Raw genomic sequence first — 17,995 nt, 5'->3', positions numbered from 1 at the left:
TTTTCGTCTTCAGCAGTGCCACCGCCTATCGTGGAATCTGACGCAAATGGGCCTACGCCTGGATGACGAACAGGATATTACCGCCACTTCTTTCACTGTCATGGTTATTTTGTCCCACTGACATTTAAGGCGCGGCCTCATGGCGGTGCTTAACCGGGATCGGGACATGTTCAGCGCAGAAGCAGACTGCGTAATGTTGATGTCACTCAGATAATCACGGAGAACCGCCAGACATGCGCATCATCACTCCAGGGCATCCCACTTCTCCAGCAACTCCACCGGGATCTCATTGATCACCTCCGAGAACCGTTTTCCCACCAGTCTTTCAGCCTGGCGTAACAGTGGGATGGTTGGGCTGCTGGGTTCACTGCTCTCAAACCAGCGACGAATGCACCGCAGGCGCTCCAGCGCATCATTACGATCGCGAATTGGCCCCGGTTCAGCATTGTGTGGGAGGGATATACCGGGTGGCGCGTTGACAGGCGGCACATCCTCTGCCCGTGCCGGAACGGCATTATCCATAACCGTGCCTGCGGGGTCTGGCACTGGCGCTGGCGACGGAGGGATTTCCGGTGTGGTTGTCTGTACCACGTCAGGCAGCAGCGCTAACAACTGCCGCAGGCGTGAAAAATCTGGAGCCAGATCGCCTAATGTCTCACGCGCCCACACTTGCAGGCGTTCTGCGCTTTCCTGCGCTTCGCGAAACGCTGCCAGCGATAATGCCCCACGGGCTTCGAGGTCGGCCAGTTGCTGGCGGACGGATTCGGGGGCCAGCGCATCAGCCGGGCGAGGGGCGGATAACGCTCGCTCCACATCCCGTACCTGCAGGCCCAGGGCGGCACTGTTTGACAGCGTGATACCGCGAATGTCTGCCATCACGCCTTCGTGATCCAGCAGCGCCGCCAGGGCATTACTGCGCGCCAGCGCCGCATCTTCAATAGATTCTGCGGATGCGCCTTCGCCGGTAAGCAGCTGTGGATGGAGTGCATCAGACCAGATTACGCTCAGTTCTGCCAGTTGCGTGAGCATTTCCGCCAGTCCCTGTGCGCCAGCCTGCTGGATGCGACTGCGCAGCAGCAGGATCAACACCCGGATATCCTTACTGCGCGTGAGCAGACGGCGCGCATCACGCTCAATTTCCGGCCAGTTCACGGCTTCCGGCGTACTGACAAAATCACCATATTGCGCCTCCGCCTGGGGGGCGGCGCGGCTGAACAGCAGCAGGTACTCCGGATCGTACTCCGGATCGGGGCCGCAGGGTTGTTCCGCGCTTACCGGTTTAGTCAGGGACATGTCCATATCATTACTCTCAGTGGGTTAAGCCGTGTTCAGGTTCAAAAATCATGCCTGTCACCGGACGGTCATGCATGGCTTTACCTGCCCAGGCCGTCCAGCCAAGCCGCTGCGCGCCGCCGATCACCGCAGGCGGTGCGGCATGAGGCTTCAACTGCAGCTCAATTTCCCAGCAATATTCAAAACCAATGAACGTACGCACCAGTTCTGTCAGCACGGGCAGATTGTTGCCGCCGGGCAGAAAACGCAGGTAATCCTCCAGCGTGAGCGGGCCGATAATTAGCCGGAATTTGTACTGCATATCCGGTACGGCCTGGCCGATAAGCGCCCCGTTGCCCAGCACCGAGGACTGCACAGGCGTGCCCAGACGGGTGATTTCATCATCCGCCACCGTTATCCAGTGCAGGGCGAACTCTTTCACCGCAAAAGGTACGCTGAAATAGTGTGCCAGCGTGGCGGCCAGCCCGTCAGGATTGCGCGATTCGCGTACCAGATGGGCGGAGGCAGCCAGGCGAACATGATCTGACAGCGGGCTTTCGGCGCTTTCCCGTAGATCCTGCCCGCTGAGACTGGCGATATAAAACGCAAAACGGTCGTGTTCCGGTTTGTCCAGCCCGCCACCGGCGGACTGGGCGCTGCGCCATGCCTGCCAGAACTGCGTCAGCCAGCGGTGGTGAAAAATATTGGAAAAATGAACCAGCGTCGGATCGTGACGACTCTCTGAGCGGTTCAGTGCCAGCTCGGTATAGTGCAGCGGCAACGGGCCGTTTGGCCCCCATAGTCCGAGGCTGTACAGGCTCAGGTGCAGGCGTCCATCCTGCCAGCTGACCTGGGCGATTTCCCGTGGCGCAAAGGTCATCGTCGGCGTCTGTCCCAGACGGAATTTTTCCATCCGTGGCTGCCAGATACTGCCTGCCGGAGTATCACAGAGCTGGGCATCCACGCGCCGCATCAGGTTCAGGAATCCGTAACGCCAGGGGGTTTTCTGCGCCTGGTCGAGAGCGCCGGTCATACGCTCCCCCGTTGCCCGGTTCTGACCGGCCAGGTCATGACATGCCCGCGTTGCATCGAGTGCAGCGTCATCTGCGAGAAGGTATTAATGGAAACATGGCGGGCAATATAGTGTTCCAGCACCAGACCGAACAGGTAAGGACTGATACCGGAAAATCCCTCTTCGTCCACGGTCAGTTCGCAACTGACACCCCGGCCATAGACTAACAGGCCGGAGCCGGGCAGGCGGCGGGTCACCGGGGTGGTTTTGCAGCCAATCAGGCTGCGCACCTGGCGCGACTGCGGGCTGTCGTGAGCCGTGATAAACAGGTTCAGCAGATCGCGCAGCGCCTGGCCGCCGGTGCGGTGATCCAGATCGGCCAGCGGCAGATAATTAAACGACAACTGCCGGATCAGCCGCCAGGCCATTTCGCGTTCAGCCAGCGGCGGCTGCGGCGGGCGCGGCGGTCTGATAAGACCCACGCCCGCCACCGGAATCGCCGCATCTACGGTCAGATCATCCCGGCCATTACGTGGAATAAGGCAGGGCAGATCGCGGTTAGTCACCATTGCCGTGACGGTGATATGGCGCAGATTTTCCGGGTAGGGCGCTTCATGCTGATCAACCAGCGACAGGAAGACTTCCGAGCCGGTATAAGGGGTTCGGGTGCCATAGCGGCGGGCGTTTTCTGACGAGCGGCGCGGCTCACGACGCAGTGAAAAATAACGCCCGTGGTTGCCTTCGTCATTATTACGGGTGTGATACAGCGGACGAAAAATCATCTTCCGTGTGGTTTCCGCTTCCAGGCCTTCGACTTCCTGAACAGAAAACACCTCGTAATCCAGCGGACGGGTACGATCCACCACCAGATGCTGTTCCGTCACGCTGTGAGTAACTTCAATCCGGGTGGTGGTGCGAGGAAACAGGTTGATCACCGGCGTACAGAACAGGCTGAACTGTGCAGCGTCCGTCTGATGAATCAGCCAGTCCGGCGGCAGGCGGTTAAGCAGTATGACAATTTCCGCCACATTGCCCTGCACCTTTTGTAACCCGGCAGACAATCCGGTCGGGGTGAAGAAGTAAAACCGCTCCGGACAGGCGAAAAATTCATGCAGCAGATTATGGCCGTGAAACACGTTCCAGGCGAGCGGCAGCAGCCCCTGCCCTGGCTCCAGCCCTTCGTGCGCCACCGGGTGTTGAAGATTCACATTCAGTTCGCCGTCAAAGTGACCGGGTTCACCGGCCAGTGTGGCGACGGCGCTGGTATGCAGCAGCTCAAACAGGTGTGACGCAATGCGTTCTTCGCCGCAGAGGTAAAAGGGCAGCCGTGCCGGACCGGCCAGCTCGCTGAAAGTCAGTTCCCCGAAGGTTCGCAGGGTGATGCGCAATGCCCCGGCGACATGAATATTAGGCGGCAGATAACGGTGCAGGGCGGGCATATCCGGCGGCGCGGCGGTCAGGCGTACCTCCTCGATGGACAGCGGCCACAGCGTGACGTCCTGGCTGCTGCGAAACTGGCAGGCGGTATTTTCGCCTTCCGGGATGGGGGAAACGAACGCGGTATCGCGCGGCACGGTGACCCCTTTCGCCAGGTCGCCTTCCTGCGTATCGGGATACAGCTTTACCACTGCTATCGATGGCGTGGGGGTGACGTAATTGGGGCTGACGACTTCCAGTAACCGCTGTGTGAAGCGGGGAAACTCGGCGTCAATTTTTAGCTGAGTGCGGGCGCTCAGAAAGCTGAACGCCTCGATCATGCGTTCCACATACGGGTCGGCAATATCGGTTCCCTGCATCCCCAGTCGGGCGGCAATTTTGGGATGGAGGGTGGCGAACTCAGCACCGGTCTCCCGCAGGTAGCTCAGTTCGCGGTTGTAATACTCCAGTAGCCGTGGATCCATGAATAATGCCCTGTATTAAAAGAACGTAATGCGGCTCAGCTCCATATCCAGCGCGCTGCGTACCAGAAACTCCGTGGGATACGGCTGCGTCAGAATTTGTCCGCGAATTTCAAACTGTAGCGTGTTATAGCTACCCTGCCGGGTTTTATCGAGCAATGGCGTGACCCTGAGTGTGGCGGCGTTCAGTCGGGGTTCGAAACGGATAATGGCGCGCCGGATCGCCTCGCTGATATCGTCCCACTTATGCTCATACATAAAGCTGCCCGCCAGCGGCGGCAGGCCATAGTTGAGCACTGACGCCGCCGCCTGCGGATAGCGCCGGGCGTCGATGTCACCCTCGTGGCTAATGGTATTGAGCAAAAAGGAGAGATCCCGGCGAATGATCTCCTTCAGTTGTACCGGCGTGACGCTGATATCCCGGTCAATTTTCTGATACGGAGCATTGTCACACAGCCGATCAAATAGGGTGGGCAGCAGGTGGTTAGCGGGTGTAAAACGAGACGTGCTCATGCGCCATCGTTTTCCTGAGCATGAAAGGTACAATGGGCCATGTCCAGCAGGCTGATATCGCCGTGGCTGGTCAGCCACACTTTCTGCCCCTGCGCCCGCACGGTGGTTTCGCCGGGGCCATCCTGCCAGGCGGTTTCCCGGCACAGACGCAGGGCGTCAGATGCACTTTCCGAACCGCTGTAACGGGTAAAGAGCCAGGCGCCGTGCGTATCGCCATTCATCAGGGTGATATTAACGGGTTTCCACAGCAGATCGGTCAGGCGCGTCGGTTGCGGCGATTCCAGCGAGCGTATTTGCGAAAACGGCAGCCAGATATACACGCCGCCGGTGACCAGCTCAAGTACCGGGCCAAGGCGGGAATCGCTGTCGCTCGCCCAGTCAAATGCGCCGCCGTTCCACTGCCCGCCCGTGTCTGTTATGGCTTCCAGTGCGGTATTACGGTGTTTATCAATCTCACCGGTATCGTCATGACAGGCGAGTGCCGCCAGCAGTGACTCCACCCAAACGGGCTGCGGCAGAAGAAAACCGGGTCGTTGTTCACCCTGAAAAACGGTGTGGCGGAACATTTCGCAGCGAACCAGCTCCCGGTACAGCCGGGCCTCCTGGGTATAATTGGCCTCCATCCTGGCGCATAGCTGAAGCTGGTGTAGCGCCCGCGACCAGTCTCCGGCCACACACAGCAACTGAAACAGGCTGTGGCGGCAGAGCGCTTTCGCCGGATTTTCCCGAACCTGCTGCTCCGCCATCTGAATCCCCTCCGCAATAGAGTATTCCTGTATCAGCGCGGACAGGGTAGCAGGAAGCGTGTCAGTTTTTTTCATGGGCGGTATTTCCATTTTTCTGTGTCGGAGTGATTCGGTAGTGGCTGTCGATGCCAATAATACGATGCTCGCGGCGGGTCAGATCGGGCAGTATCTCGCTATGTGCGATTTTCCCCCCCATTTCCGGCGAGAGCAGTTGTAGGATATCGGGCATTGATTCCATCGCCAGCCAGTGCATTTCACCCTCACCGGTCGTGTCCAGCGTATCCAGAATGGCATCAATACCGGGCGCGCCTGCCACCATATCCTGTAACGTGTCGGTGTCGCCCTTTTTATCGTATAACGACGTCAAATCCTGGGTGACAGCGTCTTCATTTCGGGGAAACGGTTTAGCACGGAGGGGCTTTTCCTGCCCGGAGGGCCGCAATGCCTGCTGATATTCCTGGTAAAGCTGGTGTAGCGTGCTATCCGCTTCATGGCCGGTGTAAGAGGATGCGGTTTCCCGGACGGGAATAATATCGAACGGGTTCTGCGGATTGAGCTGTTGTTGTTTAAACCAGTCCAGATCCAGGTACTCAGCAACGGATTCAGATGACTGAACCAACTGAGGAAACGAAACATCGGGACGGGACTCATCATTGGTGCGGGCAAGGCACCAGGATGACAGACCCCATTCAATCGTATCTCCATCATTCAGCCGCATACGGTGATGAGGTTCCATCACCTGCTCATTGACGGCACAGCACAGTTCATCCGAGTGATTAACAATCCACCACGCCTCTTCGTGGCGAACAAGACTGAGCGCGATATCGTCTTTCCCATGTTGCTCAAAAAGCGGAATGTAGGGGGCGGCGGCAGTAAATACGATGTATGTCCCTGCGGGATACTGTGCGTTATCCGTTATACCCTGCGACTGTATTTTCCGTAATTCCCACATGTCTTGTTTCATTATGTCCCTTAAATGTATTTATTTTTCTGGAGGAAACGTTTAGGGAGTTTTAATTCATAAATAATTTTAACTAAATTTATAGGGGGTCATTATTGATGACACCCTTTTTATTATTTTCGTCGTGAATGCATTGTTGTATGCATAGATGTCTTTTTTGAAATATTGTTTCTTTTAATTCTGCAATTGCGATTTTTATCTTGCTGTTCATTGATTATTTAATATTAACGGCTTGGTTGCTAATTAGTCCCTGATCTGTATCATTGTTTTGTTTCGATATTTTTTCGAGGCTATCAATAAAGAATTGTTTATATATTTATATGCATTGATGCATTATTTTTATGAATTTTTATGTCACAAGGCATAACACATGGAAACTCCTGTTTCACGCAGTGCGTTATATGGAAAACTGGCCGGCCCACTATTCCGGTCGCTGGAATCGGCAACGGCATTTTGCAAACTACGTTCTAATCCCTGGGTTGAGCTGACTCACTGGCTGCACCAGTTAACACAGCAGCCCGATAACGATATTCTCCACGTTCTTCGGCATTACCAGATCCCTCTTTCTGATGTGGAGAAAGCGTTACTCCGGCAACTGGATATGCTGCCCGCCGGGGCCAGCGCCATTAGTGATTTTTCTCACCATATCGATCTCAGCGTTGAAAAGGCCTGGATGCTGGCGAGCGTCCGTTACGGCGATAACAAAATTCGCAGCGGCTGGTTGCTGCTGGCCTTGTTGACCACGCCAGAACTGCGTCGGGTACTGAGCAGTATCTGCGCGCCGCTGGCCACGCTTCCGGTTGATGAACTGACGGAAATACTGCCCTCGTTGATCGAAACATCGCCGGAAGCGCAGGAGCGCCCTTACGACGGCTCCGGTCTGGCATCAGCCATTCCCGGTGAAAGCAGTCAGGCGATTCCCAACGGCGGGCAGGACGGTAAATCCGCGCTGGCAAAATACTGTCAGGACATGACGGCACTGGCGCGCGACGGCAAAATCGACCCGGTGACGGGGCGTGAGCATGAAATCCGCACCATGACGGATATTCTGCTGCGCCGTCGCCAGAATAATCCACTACTGACTGGTGAGGCGGGCGTCGGAAAGACGGCGGTCGTCGAAGGTTTTGCCCTCGCGATTGCGCAGGGGGAAGTGCCGCCCGCGCTGCGGGAAGTACGGCTGCTGGCGCTGGACGTTGGCGCTCTGTTGGCCGGAGCCAGCATGAAAGGCGAGTTTGAATCGCGTCTGAAAGGGTTACTGGAAGAGGCCGGGCGCTCGCCGCAGCCGGTTATTCTGTTTGTCGATGAAGTTCACACTCTGGTGGGCGCGGGCGGCGCATCCGGCACGGGCGATGCCGCTAACCTGCTGAAACCGGCGCTGGCGCGCGGCACCCTGCGGACTATCGGCGCCACCACCTGGAGCGAATACAAGCGCCATATTGAGAAAGATCCGGCGCTGACCCGTCGTTTTCAGGTGTTGCAGATTGCCGAACCGGAAGAGATCCCCGCAATGGAAATGGTGCGTGGTCTGGTGGATACGCTGGAAAAACACCATAACGTTCTGATTCTGGATGAGGCGGTACGTGCGGCGGTACAGCTTTCTCACCGCTACATTCCCGCCCGGCAGTTGCCGGATAAGGCCATCAGCCTGCTGGATACCGCCGCGGCCCGCGTGGCGCTGACGCTGCACACGCCGCCTGCCAGCGTACAGTTCCTGCGCCAACAGCTAAAAGCGGCGGAAATGGAACGGTCGCTGTTGCAGAAGCAGGAAAAAATGGGGATTCAGTCAGATGAGCGGCGCGATGCGCTGACGGCGCAAATTTTCTCGCTCAACAATGAACTGACTGCATCCGAATCCCGCTGGCAGCGGGAGCTGGAACTGGTACATACGTTGCAGGAACTGCGTCTCGCAGAGTCTGATGCTGATGACAAAACGACGCTGCAACAGGCCGAAACGGCGCTAAGGGAGTGGCAGGGCGACGCGCCGGTGGTGTTCCCGGAAGTCAGCGCGGCGGTTGTCGCGGCGATTGTCGCCGACTGGACCGGTATTCCTGCCGGGCGCATGGTGAAAGATGAGGCCAGCCAGGTGCTGGAACTGCCTGCCCGACTGGCGCAACGCGTTACCGGGCAAGACGGCGCGCTGGCGCAGATTGGTGAACGTATTCAGACCGCCAGAGCGGGACTGGGCGATCCACGCAAACCGGTGGGCGTGTTTATGCTGGCCGGGCCGTCCGGTGTCGGTAAAACCGAAACCGCGCTGGCGCTGGCGGAGGCTATCTACGGCGGTGAGCAGAACCTGGTAACCATCAATATGAGCGAGTTCCAGGAGGCTCACACCGTTTCCACGCTGAAAGGCGCGCCCCCCGGCTATGTGGGCTATGGCGAGGGTGGTGTGCTGACGGAAGCAGTGCGTCGCCACCCCTGGAGTGTAGTGCTGCTCGACGAGATCGAAAAAGCGCACCATGACGTCCACGAACTCTTCTATCAGGTGTTTGACAAGGGCGGGATGGAGGACGGTGAGGGTACACATGTCGATTTCAAAAACACCACGCTATTACTCACCACCAACGTGGGTTCCGACCTCATCAGCCAGATGTGTGAAGATCCGGCTTTAATGCCCGACGCTACGGGGCTTAAAGAGGCGCTAATGCCGGAATTACGCAAGCATTTCCCGGCGGCATTTCTGGGCCGCGTGACGGTGATCCCTTACCTGCCGCTGGACGAAACGTCGCGTGGCGTGATTGCCCATCTGCACCTTGACCGGCTGGTGGCGCGGATGAGTGAACAGCACGGCGTGACGCTGACGTATAGCGAGGAACTGGTCGCACATATTGTGGCGTGCTGTCCAATGCATGAAACGGGCGCGCGGTTGCTGATTGGCTACATCGAACAGCACATCCTGCCGCAACTGTCGCGCTACTGGTTGCAGGCCATGACGGAAAAAGCCGCTATCAGGCAAATTGATATCGGCGTTAATGGTGATGAGCAGATTGTTTTTGAGATCGTTTGCTGAAACCGGCCGTTCGAAGTGTCCGTAGTGCGATTTTAAAAACTGTACCGGTATACCGCTCCCCTTGCGGCAACCAGTTGACTAAAAAGGAAATGAAGGATTATGGCTATCAACAATAGCGCGCAGAAATTCATCGCGCGCAACCGCGCGCCGCGCGTGCAGATTGAATATGACGTAGAGATTTACGGCTCTGAGAAAAAAATCGAGCTGCCGTTCGTGATGGCGGTGCTGGCCGATCTGGCCGGGAAACCGCGTGAAGAACTGCCGCCGGTGACGGATCGCAAATTCCTCGATATTGATATTGATAACTTCAATGAGCGCATGAAAGCCATTGCACCGCGCGTGGCGTTCGCTGTGCCGAATACGCTGACGGGTGAAGGTCAGTTGATGGTCGATATCACGCTGGAAAATATGGACGACTTTTCGCCGGCACAGATTGCCCGCAAGGTGGACGCCCTGAACCAGTTACTGGAAGCCCGCACTCAACTGGCGAACCTCCAGACCTACATGGATGGCAAGGCCGGGGCGGAAAATCTGGTCAATAAACTGTTGCAGGACCCGACCCTGCTGAAAACGCTGGCGAATGCGCCGAAACCGGCCGCTACCCAGCAAGGTGTGTCAGCGGATAATGAATCAGCGGAATAACGTCGAATTTTTAAGGAATTTTCATGGCAAACAGTAATATGCAGGCAACCGACGCGGTTGCTCAGGATACCGTCTCCGCATCCGGTGAATTTGATGCGTTGCTGAATCAGGCCTTCCGACCCAAGACTACCCAGGCGGCAAAAGCCGTGGAAGCCGCGGTGCAGACGCTGGCGCAACAGGCGCTGGCGAACACGATCACCGTCAGCGATGACGCCTATAAAAGCATCAGCGCTATTATTGCGCAGATCGACTTTAAACTGACCGAACAGATCAAACTGATCCTGCAACATCCCGACTGGCAGAAGCTGGAATCCTCGTGGCGCGGTATGGAGCATCTGGTTTACAACACCGAGACCGACGAAAAGCTGAAAATTCGCTTCATGAATCTGTCAAAAGATGAATTGCGGCGCAACATGAAGCGTTACAAGGGCATCGCCTGGGATCAAAGCCCGATGTTCAAGAAACTGTATGAAGCTGAATACGGCCAGTTAGGCGGCGAACCTTATGGCTGTATCATTGCGGATTACTACTTCGACCATACACCGCCCGATGTGGATCTGCTTGGCTCTATCGCCAAAGTCGCCGCGTCGGCCCATGCGCCGTTTATTGCCGGGGCTTCCCCCTCGGTACTGCAAATGGACTCCTGGCAGGAGCTGGCGAATCCCCGCGACCTGACCAAAATCGTCACCCAGAACCTGGAATATGCGCCGTGGAACTCGCTGCGGGCTAGCGAAGACTCCCGTTATATTGGCCTGACGATGCCGCGTTTTCTTGCCCGCCTGCCGTATGGCGCAAAAACCAACCCGGTGGACGAGTTTGATTTTGAAGAAGATGCGGATGGTTCTGACCATACCAAATACGTCTGGAGCAACGCGGCCTACGCGATGGGCGTAAACATCAACCGTTCCTTCAAACACTACGGCTGGTGTACGTTGATTCGCGGTGTGGAATCAGGCGGTGCGGTGGAAAATCTTCCCTGCCATACCTTCCCGACTGACGATGGCGGCGTGGACATGAAATGCCCGACCGAAATCGCCATCTCTGACCGCCGCGAGGCTGAACTGGCGAAAAACGGTTTTATCCCGTTGATCCACCGTAAAAACTCAGACTATGCCGCCTTTATCGGCGCACAATCGCTGCAAAAACCACAGGAATACTACGATCCGGACGCGACGGCCAACGCCAACCTGTCCGCCCGTCTGCCGTACCTGTTCGCCTGCTCGCGCTTCGCTCACTTCCTCAAATGTATCGTCCGCGACAAAATCGGTTCCTTTAAAGAGCGTGAGGATATGCAGCGCTGGCTAAATGAATGGATTATGAATTATGTCGACGCCGATCCGGTGAACTCCTCGCAAGAAACTAAAGCCCGTCGTCCGCTGGCTGCCGCTGAAGTAGTGGTGGAAGAGGTCGAAGGCAATCCAGGTTATTACGATGCGAAATTCTTCCTGCGTCCGCATTTCCAGCTTGAAGGGCTGACGGGATCGCTGCGCCTGGTGACAAAACTGCCGTCAGTGAAGCAGGGCAATGCCTGATATATATTTTATGAATGTTTAAGCGAGTGAAGACAGAGAAGATAGAGAATATAAAGAGGGATATGAAGAAAAGAATTTCGTCTCGCCCACGGTCTCGTAAAGGTGGGGTACGTAATGATGACACATATCCGAATGCCAGTAACAATGCCGAAGCTTTTTATATCATTGAGTAGGAAATACATATTATGACCATAAGCCCAACTTTTCATCTGTTACCTGGTATTGTTCTGCTCTTTTCACAATATGCTGTAGCCTGGGAAGTCAGTTGCCCGGCTGTTATTGATACTCAGTCTTCTGCTGTGAGCCTGAAGTCTGATGTCCCAGCGGCGTGGCAGCTTTCTCCCCGATATATGTCGCGTTTATGGTTAAGTAGTATTGGGGTAACGCAGGGTAAACCTGAAAACCTGATGGATCTCAAACCAGAGACTAAAAAAGTAAACGGTGAAAATTGGTCTGTATGGGAAACAGAACGTGGTAGCGATAAAGAAACCGATCGCTATTGGGTTTCGTGTATTTATGGTCATGAACAGATATGGTTGACGCAACCAATACCTGCTTCTTCTACTCGCTGTAAGACTCGTAATTTTGAGGGATCGCCAGAAGACCAGTCTGTATCTTTTATCTGTAATTAGCGATTTGAGACGTGAAAATTTCAGTACAGGTTATGGTTTTTATTATCGGAAGTTATGAAGCATTATTTATATGCATTAAATAATGCAAATTCATAAAATAACTAAATACATTATCGGTACCGGAAAAATATACAGTCCTCTGTTCTCCTGAAGTTATTGGAGAAGGATTCTGTACGGCAATGATTTATCTATAAACAAAAAGATATAGATAAAATCAGGTTTATTTTAAGTAAAACTTAATAAGGATATAAAAATGGCTTATGACATTTTTTTGAAAATTGACGGCATTGATGGCGAGTCAATGGATGACAAACACAAAAATGAAATTGAAGTACTGAGCTGGCGCTGGAATATTCATCAGGAATCCACCATGCACGCCGGTAGCGGCCTCGGCTCCGGTAAGGTCTCCGTCACCAACCTGGATTTTGATCACTATATCGACCGCGCCAGCCCGAACCTGTTCAAATACTGCGCCTCCGGCAAGCACATTCCGCAGGCCATTCTGGTTATGCGTAAGGCTGGCGGCAATCCGCTGGAGTACCTCAAGTATACCTTCACCGACCTGATTGTCGCCGTGGTTTCCCCGAGCGGCAGCCACGATGGTGAAATCGCCTCCCGTGAAACGGTGGAGCTCTCCTTCAGCACCGTGAAGCAGGAATACGTGGTGCAGAACCAGCAGGGCGGCAGCGGCGGCACCATCACCGCAGGCTACGACTTCAAGGCGAACAAAGAAATTTAACGGCTGTTTTCCCGGCCAGATGTTATGTCTGGCTGGTTTTATTATTTTGATTTTAAAGGAATTTACAGTGAATAAATGGCGTAACCCACTCGGTGGTTATGTGCGGTAGCTATGCCTTTTGCACTGCTCCTGCTTTCCGGATGCGGCAGTAGCGATTCGCTACCTGACCCCTAATCGCAGCGGCCTGACTTGAGCGTGAAAGCGTTTTACAAGGTGAATTCTGACAATCAGAAGAAAGCGGCGTCCATGAAGATACGTGTTGAGAATTAATGACCTACACAGAATTTTTAGAGGGTAAGCAAAATGAACAGACCTTCATTCAATGAAGCGTGGTTAGCTTTTAGGAAGGTGAATCATTCCGTCGCTGATGTGGGTAGCATTATTGGTGGAAACGTTGGGAAAAATATAACTGGTGGTTATTTTCAAAATGCCTGCCCTATTCGAATGAGCTATGTTTTGAATGCGACAGGATTCCCAATAGCCCGTAACTCTCCGTATGCAAAGGTTAGTGGTGCCGATAATAAATTCTATATTTATCGCGTGAATGATATGATTGATTATCTTACTCATACTATGGGCAAGCCTGATCTTATTGTTAATAATCCGAAACAGAGTGACTTTATAGGGAAGAAAGGAATTATCGTAGTAAAAGGGCATGGCTGGAGCAATGCCAGAGGACACGTTACATTATGGAATGGCAGTATCTGTTCAGATCAGTGCCACTTATTAAATGATCCAGATAATGGACCATTTGTTCCTGAAGTTGGGACTCTGTGGATACTGCCGTGAAATGGTTAATATTAGTTACTTTCAGCATAAGTGGAATGCTGGTATGGCAGCCATCCTTTGCACAAGAAGCATTGACCACACAATATTCACAGTCGGAACTCTTAAAAAACTGGGCGCTGAGTCATTGTCTGGCATTAGTATACAAAGATGATGTCGTTAAAAACGATGCCAGAGCTACGGCCAGTGCTTACCTTGAATATGGTAAACAATCTGTGGAGATTTACCATGAAATTGATGAGATTGCGAAAAAATATTCAGGGTTGAAATATAACGGTTCGATATCATCAGATTTTAATACCATGAAGTGCATAGATTTTATCCATGACAGGGAATTAAATGAATTAATTAAAAGGCGTGTCGAGAAGTAAAACTCAAAGATATTAAAAGCATACGTTCTCTTGCTCTGATGAATTTATGGGTAAGAAAGAGCTGTACAGGAATAGTTAATCTGTTCACCTAATAAAGCAGATAAATCAGGGCTTAATTTAGGTAGTTAAAAGGATAGTAGATATGTCTTATGACATTTTTCTGAAAATTGACGGCATTGACGGCGAGTCAATGGATGACAAACACAAAAATGAAATTGAAGTACTGAGCTGGCGCTGGAATATTCATCAGGAATCCACCATGCACGCCGGTAGCGGTCTCGGTTCCGGTAAGGTCTCCGTCACTAATCTTTCATTTGAACATTACATCGATCGCGCCAGCCCGAACCTGTTCAAATACTGCTCTTCCGGTAAGCACATTCCGCAGGCCATTCTGGTTATGCGTAAGGCTGGCGGCAATCCGCTGGAGTACCTCAAGTACACTTTCACAGATCTGATTATTGCAATGGTATCGCCCAGCGGAAGCCAGGGAGGGGAAATTGCGTCTCGCGAATCAATTGAACTCTCCTTCAGCACCGTGAAGCAGGAATACGTGGTGCAGAACCAGCAGGGCGGCAGCGGCGGCACCATCACCGCAGGCTACGACTTCAAGGCCAACAAAGAAATTTAACGGCTGTTTTTCCGGCCAGATTTATATCTGGCCGGATTTATTGTTTTGATTTTAAAGGAATTTACAGTGAATAAATGGCGTAACCCCACTCGGCGGTTATGTGCGGTAGCTATGCCTTTTGTACTGCTCCTGCTTTCCGGATGCGGCAGTAGCGATGCGTTACCTGACCTCGAATCACAGCGACTCGACCTGAGCGTGAAAGCCTCCGATAAGGTGAATCCTGACAATCAGAAGAAGGCCGCGCCCATTGAGATTCGTGTTTATGAACTAAAAAATGACGCCGCTTTCACGACAGCTGATTACTGGTCGCTCCATGACAACGACAAATCCGTCCTTACCGACGATTTAGTGCGTCGCGACAGCTTTATTTTGCGTCCCGGCGAAGAGAAAAAACTGCGTCGCCCGCTGAATGCGCAGACCACGGCAATCGGCGTACTGGCCGGATACCGTAACCTGGCCAAATCGGTCTGGCGGGTAACCTACAAAATCCCGGAAGCCCCGGAAAAAGCCTGGTACAGCAGCTTCATACCGGGGAAAGGAAAAGTGCAGTTGGAGGCGGAACTGGAACAAAGCGCCATTGTAATTACGGAACGGGATAAATGAATTATGAGCTGGAATGACCGCGTAGTCTGGAGTGAAGGACAATTTTTACTGCCGCAGATGTTTCAGCAGCAAGAGCGTTATCTGGAACACGTCATGCATTACCGCAGCCTGCCGCTGACCCCCTTTTTCTGGGGATTCAGCCACTACAATATTGATGGCGAAGCGCTGAACATCGGTAAACTGATACTGAAAGAGGCATCAGGGATTTTTCCTGACGGCACGCCGTTTAACGCACCGGACCACACCCCGCTGCCGCCGCCACTGACCATCCTGCCGGAGCACCTGAACCAGCAGATTTGTCTGGCGGTACCGGTACGCGCGCCGAACAGCGAAGAAACTACGTTTGACAATAACCCGGAATCACTGGCGCGTTTCTCGGTACATGAACACGACATCCGCGACGCCAACTCGCTGGGACGTGGCGCGCAGTTATTACAGCTCAGTCATCTGCGCCTGCGGCTGCTGCCGGAAAAGGCGGTGACGGGCGCCTGGATTGGCCTGCCGCTGACCCGCATCACCGGGTTGAACCCTGACGGGCGGATAGATATCGACCACGACCTGATCCCGCCCATCATTAATTATCAGGCCAGTTCACTGATGTGTACCTGGCTGTCGTGGATCAACGATCTCATCCGGATGCGGGCCGATTCGCTGGCGGAACGGCTGACAGGCAGCGACAACCACGGCCATGAAGCAGCGGAGGTCTCCGATTACCTGCTGCTGCAAATTCTCAATCGCTTTGAGCCGCTGCTGACTCACCTGGCGAAAACCCCGCTGGCCCCGGAAGTGTTGTATCGCTACCTGTCCGAACTGGCCGGGGAACTCTCCACCTATGTGCGTCCACAAACGCGACGGCCCGCTGAATACAAAGAGTACAAACACCTGACGCCCTATGCCGGGTTGAAATCACTGGTCGATGAGGTGCAGTTCCTGCTGAATGCAGTACTGATCCGGGGCGCGCAGCGCATCGAGCTGAAAGAGGGGACTTACGGCATCCTGAATGCGGTGGTGGCTCCTTCCGATCTTGCCGATTTCAGCACGCTGGTACTGGCGATAAAGGCTTCAATGCCGACCGATGTGCTACTGCAACATTTTGCCGCCCAGACCAAAATCGGGCCATCCGATCGCCTGCCGGAACTGATCCGCTCGCATCTGCCGGGGCTGGCTTTGCAGGTTCTGCCTGTACCACCGCGCCAAATCCCGTTTCAGGCCGGATACATCTATTACGACATCCGCCGCGAGGGAGCATTGTGGGAACATATTGCCCGTTACGGCGGGATGGCCATGCATACCGCCGGGGAATTTCCGGGGCTGGAGACAGAACTGTGGGGAGTGCGCGATAAATGACAGACAGTACCCTGACGCCGCCAGCGGCGGACATGATGTCCTTTTTGTCCACCACGCCGGAGCATAAGGACAGTGAATATGAAACGCCGGTACACACCAGCCAGCGCACGGAACTCAATGTCATCGTTGAAGACGGTCCGGACAGCAAACTCCGGCTGGCTGAAATCAGCGCGGCGGCTAACCCGTTGCTCGCCGCTGCCCGGCCTTTATTGTGCGCTCTCGCAGCCATGCCCGCTAAACTGGATGCGGCCCTGGTAGAGCCTTACCGTAATCTGTTGGTACGCGAGATGCATCTGTACCAGACATTATGCGATCAGGCGAACCTGCGGCGCGAGCACGTACTGGCGGTACGTTACTGCCTGTGTACGGCGCTTGATGAAGCCGCCAATAACACAACCTGGGGACGGCGCGGCGTCTGGGCCGGAAAAAGCCTGCTGGTAACATTTCATGGTGAAAGCGAAGGCGGGATAAAACTTTTCCAGATCATCGGGCGTCTGGCGGCCAGCTTCCAGGAGCATGGCAACGTACTGGAGGTTATCTACCACCTGCTGGGGTTGGGATTTGAAGGCCGCTACAGCGTGCAGCCAGACGGGCGTAAGCAACTGGACAATATTCGCCAGCAACTGCTGACACAGCTTTCACAGCGTCGCGATCCGGTTATGCCCGCGCTCTCGCCTGACTTTCAGGGGGCGATAAGCGGACGACTGCGGCGGATGCGCCGGGTGCCGGTCTGGCTGAGCGCCGGGATAGCCCTGTTGGCGATGCTGACGCTGTTTGGCCTTTACAGCCACCGGATGGATGTGCAGACCGTCACCGTACAACAGCATATTGATGCGATTGGTATAAAACTGCTGCCGCCGCCCGTGCCGGTTCATAAGCTGCGGCTGAAAATCCTGCTGGCAAACGAAATCGCCCGTGGCCTGCTGACCGTGGACGAAGATGACCAGCACAGTAGGGTGGTCTTCCGTGGCGACGCCATGTTTGTGCCGGGACAGAAAACGGTGAGTGACGCAATCCGGCCAGTGATTAACAAAGCGGCGCGGGAAATCGCCCGCGTGGGCGGCGCAGTCACTGTAACGGGTCACACTGACAGCCAGCCCATTCATTCGGCTGAATTCCCATCCAACCTGGTGCTATCGGAAAAACGGGCGGCGGAAGTTGCGGCGTTACTGACCTCCGGCGGCGTACCTGCCGGACGGGTACATATCGTCGGCAAGGGCGATACGGTGCCGGTGGCGGATAACGGCAGTAAAGCCGGGCGGGCGAAAAACCGTCGGGTGGAAATTCTGGTAGTGGAGTGAAT

18 protein-coding genes and 1 pseudogene are annotated in these 17,995 nt (G+C 54.4%); 13 read left to right on the top strand and 6 right to left on the bottom strand.

The window, feature by feature from the left end:
• Positions 1 to 243: 243 nt before the first annotated feature.
• The 6 genes from EOS98_RS17870 to tagK are packed head-to-tail and all read right to left on the bottom strand — an operon-like array spanning position 244 to position 6,405.
• Complete coding sequence (locus EOS98_RS17870; protein WP_126524268.1) at positions 244 to 1,299, bottom strand: ImpA family type VI secretion system protein; 1,056 nt, start codon at positions 1,297 to 1,299, stop codon at positions 244 to 246.
• Between the two features lie 10 nt (positions 1,300 to 1,309).
• Complete coding sequence (gene tssG / locus EOS98_RS17865; protein WP_126524267.1) at positions 1,310 to 2,305, bottom strand: type VI secretion system baseplate subunit TssG; 996 nt, start codon at positions 2,303 to 2,305, stop codon at positions 1,310 to 1,312.
• Positions 2,302 to 4,185 carry a type VI secretion system baseplate subunit TssF gene (gene tssF, locus EOS98_RS17860; protein ID WP_126524266.1) on the bottom strand — a complete coding sequence of 628 codons (1,884 nt, stop codon included), beginning with the start codon at positions 4,183 to 4,185 and terminating at the stop codon, positions 2,302 to 2,304. The genes tssG and tssF overlap by 4 nt, the downstream gene beginning before the upstream one ends.
• A gap of 15 nt (positions 4,186 to 4,200) precedes the next feature.
• Positions 4,201 to 4,695, bottom strand: coding sequence for a type VI secretion system baseplate subunit TssE (gene tssE, locus EOS98_RS17855; RefSeq protein ID WP_000108007.1), 495 nt, complete (start codon positions 4,693 to 4,695; stop codon positions 4,201 to 4,203).
• The gene (locus tag EOS98_RS17850; RefSeq protein ID WP_127821190.1) at positions 4,692 to 5,516 is read right to left on the bottom strand and encodes a type VI secretion system accessory protein TagJ; all 825 of its coding nucleotides are present in this window, start codon (positions 5,514 to 5,516) and stop codon (positions 4,692 to 4,694) included. Before EOS98_RS17850 ends, tssE begins: the two co-directional genes overlap by 4 nt.
• Complete coding sequence (gene tagK, locus EOS98_RS17845) at positions 5,503 to 6,405, bottom strand: type VI secretion system-associated protein TagK (RefSeq protein WP_126524265.1); 903 nt, start codon at positions 6,403 to 6,405, stop codon at positions 5,503 to 5,505. The genes EOS98_RS17850 and tagK overlap by 14 nt, the downstream gene beginning before the upstream one ends.
• Before the next feature lie 367 nt (positions 6,406 to 6,772).
• Between tagK and tssH the strand changes: the two genes are divergently transcribed.
• From tssH to tssL, 13 genes and pseudogenes are all read left to right on the top strand, one after another.
• The gene (tssH, locus tag EOS98_RS17840) at positions 6,773 to 9,412 is read left to right on the top strand and encodes a type VI secretion system ATPase TssH (RefSeq protein WP_126524264.1); all 2,640 of its coding nucleotides are present in this window, start codon (positions 6,773 to 6,775) and stop codon (positions 9,410 to 9,412) included.
• A 99-nt stretch (positions 9,413 to 9,511) separates the two neighbouring features.
• Positions 9,512 to 10,054, top strand: a complete 543-nt coding sequence (tssB, locus tag EOS98_RS17835; protein WP_000996815.1) for a type VI secretion system contractile sheath small subunit — start codon at positions 9,512 to 9,514, stop codon at positions 10,052 to 10,054.
• A 23-nt stretch (positions 10,055 to 10,077) separates the two neighbouring features.
• Complete coding sequence (gene tssC, locus EOS98_RS17830; RefSeq protein ID WP_000013884.1) at positions 10,078 to 11,586, top strand: type VI secretion system contractile sheath large subunit; 1,509 nt, start codon at positions 10,078 to 10,080, stop codon at positions 11,584 to 11,586.
• A 14-nt stretch (positions 11,587 to 11,600) separates the two neighbouring features.
• The gene (locus EOS98_RS17825; protein WP_001632431.1) at positions 11,601 to 11,759 is read left to right on the top strand and encodes a BPSL0067 family protein; all 159 of its coding nucleotides are present in this window, start codon (positions 11,601 to 11,603) and stop codon (positions 11,757 to 11,759) included.
• 12 nt (positions 11,760 to 11,771) lie between these two features.
• Entirely contained in the window at positions 11,772 to 12,218 is a 447-nt protein-coding gene (locus EOS98_RS17820) for an STY0301 family protein (protein ID WP_001526444.1), read from the top strand.
• 253 nt (positions 12,219 to 12,471) lie between these two features.
• Entirely contained in the window at positions 12,472 to 12,957 is a 486-nt protein-coding gene (locus EOS98_RS17815; RefSeq protein WP_000312802.1) for an Hcp family type VI secretion system effector, read from the top strand.
• 67 nt (positions 12,958 to 13,024) lie between these two features.
• A pseudogene (locus tag EOS98_RS24925) lies at positions 13,025 to 13,218 on the top strand (type VI secretion system lipoprotein TssJ); the annotation flags it as partial.
• A gap of 42 nt (positions 13,219 to 13,260) precedes the next feature.
• A complete protein-coding gene (locus tag EOS98_RS17810) occupies positions 13,261 to 13,746 on the top strand; it encodes a type VI secretion system amidase effector protein Tae4 (RefSeq protein WP_001081550.1) in 486 nt (161 codons plus the stop codon).
• Positions 13,731 to 14,114 (top strand): type VI secretion system amidase immunity protein Tai4, encoded by a 384-nt coding sequence (locus EOS98_RS17805; RefSeq protein WP_000379146.1) that lies wholly within the window; start codon positions 13,731 to 13,733, stop codon positions 14,112 to 14,114. The genes EOS98_RS17810 and EOS98_RS17805 overlap by 16 nt, the downstream gene beginning before the upstream one ends.
• Positions 14,115 to 14,256: 142 nt before the next feature.
• Positions 14,257 to 14,742 carry an Hcp family type VI secretion system effector gene (locus tag EOS98_RS17800; protein WP_000119443.1) on the top strand — a complete coding sequence of 162 codons (486 nt, stop codon included), beginning with the start codon at positions 14,257 to 14,259 and terminating at the stop codon, positions 14,740 to 14,742.
• A gap of 66 nt (positions 14,743 to 14,808) precedes the next feature.
• The gene (gene tssJ, locus EOS98_RS17795; protein ID WP_020898423.1) at positions 14,809 to 15,345 is read left to right on the top strand and encodes a type VI secretion system lipoprotein TssJ; all 537 of its coding nucleotides are present in this window, start codon (positions 14,809 to 14,811) and stop codon (positions 15,343 to 15,345) included.
• Positions 15,346 to 15,348: 3 nt separating this feature from the next.
• Entirely contained in the window at positions 15,349 to 16,692 is a 1,344-nt protein-coding gene (gene tssK, locus EOS98_RS17790) for a type VI secretion system baseplate subunit TssK (RefSeq protein WP_000118732.1), read from the top strand.
• Positions 16,689 to 17,993 carry a type VI secretion system protein TssL, long form gene (gene tssL / locus EOS98_RS17785; RefSeq protein ID WP_126524263.1) on the top strand — a complete coding sequence of 435 codons (1,305 nt, stop codon included), beginning with the start codon at positions 16,689 to 16,691 and terminating at the stop codon, positions 17,991 to 17,993. The genes tssK and tssL overlap by 4 nt, the downstream gene beginning before the upstream one ends.
• Positions 17,994 to 17,995: the final 2 nt, after the last annotated feature.

Origin of the sequence: Salmonella sp. SSDFZ69, assembly GCF_004010755.1 — a bacterium.
Lineage (GTDB): Bacteria > Pseudomonadota > Gammaproteobacteria > Enterobacterales > Enterobacteriaceae > Salmonella > Salmonella enterica.
This window is presented reverse-complemented; position numbering and strand designations above follow the sequence as displayed.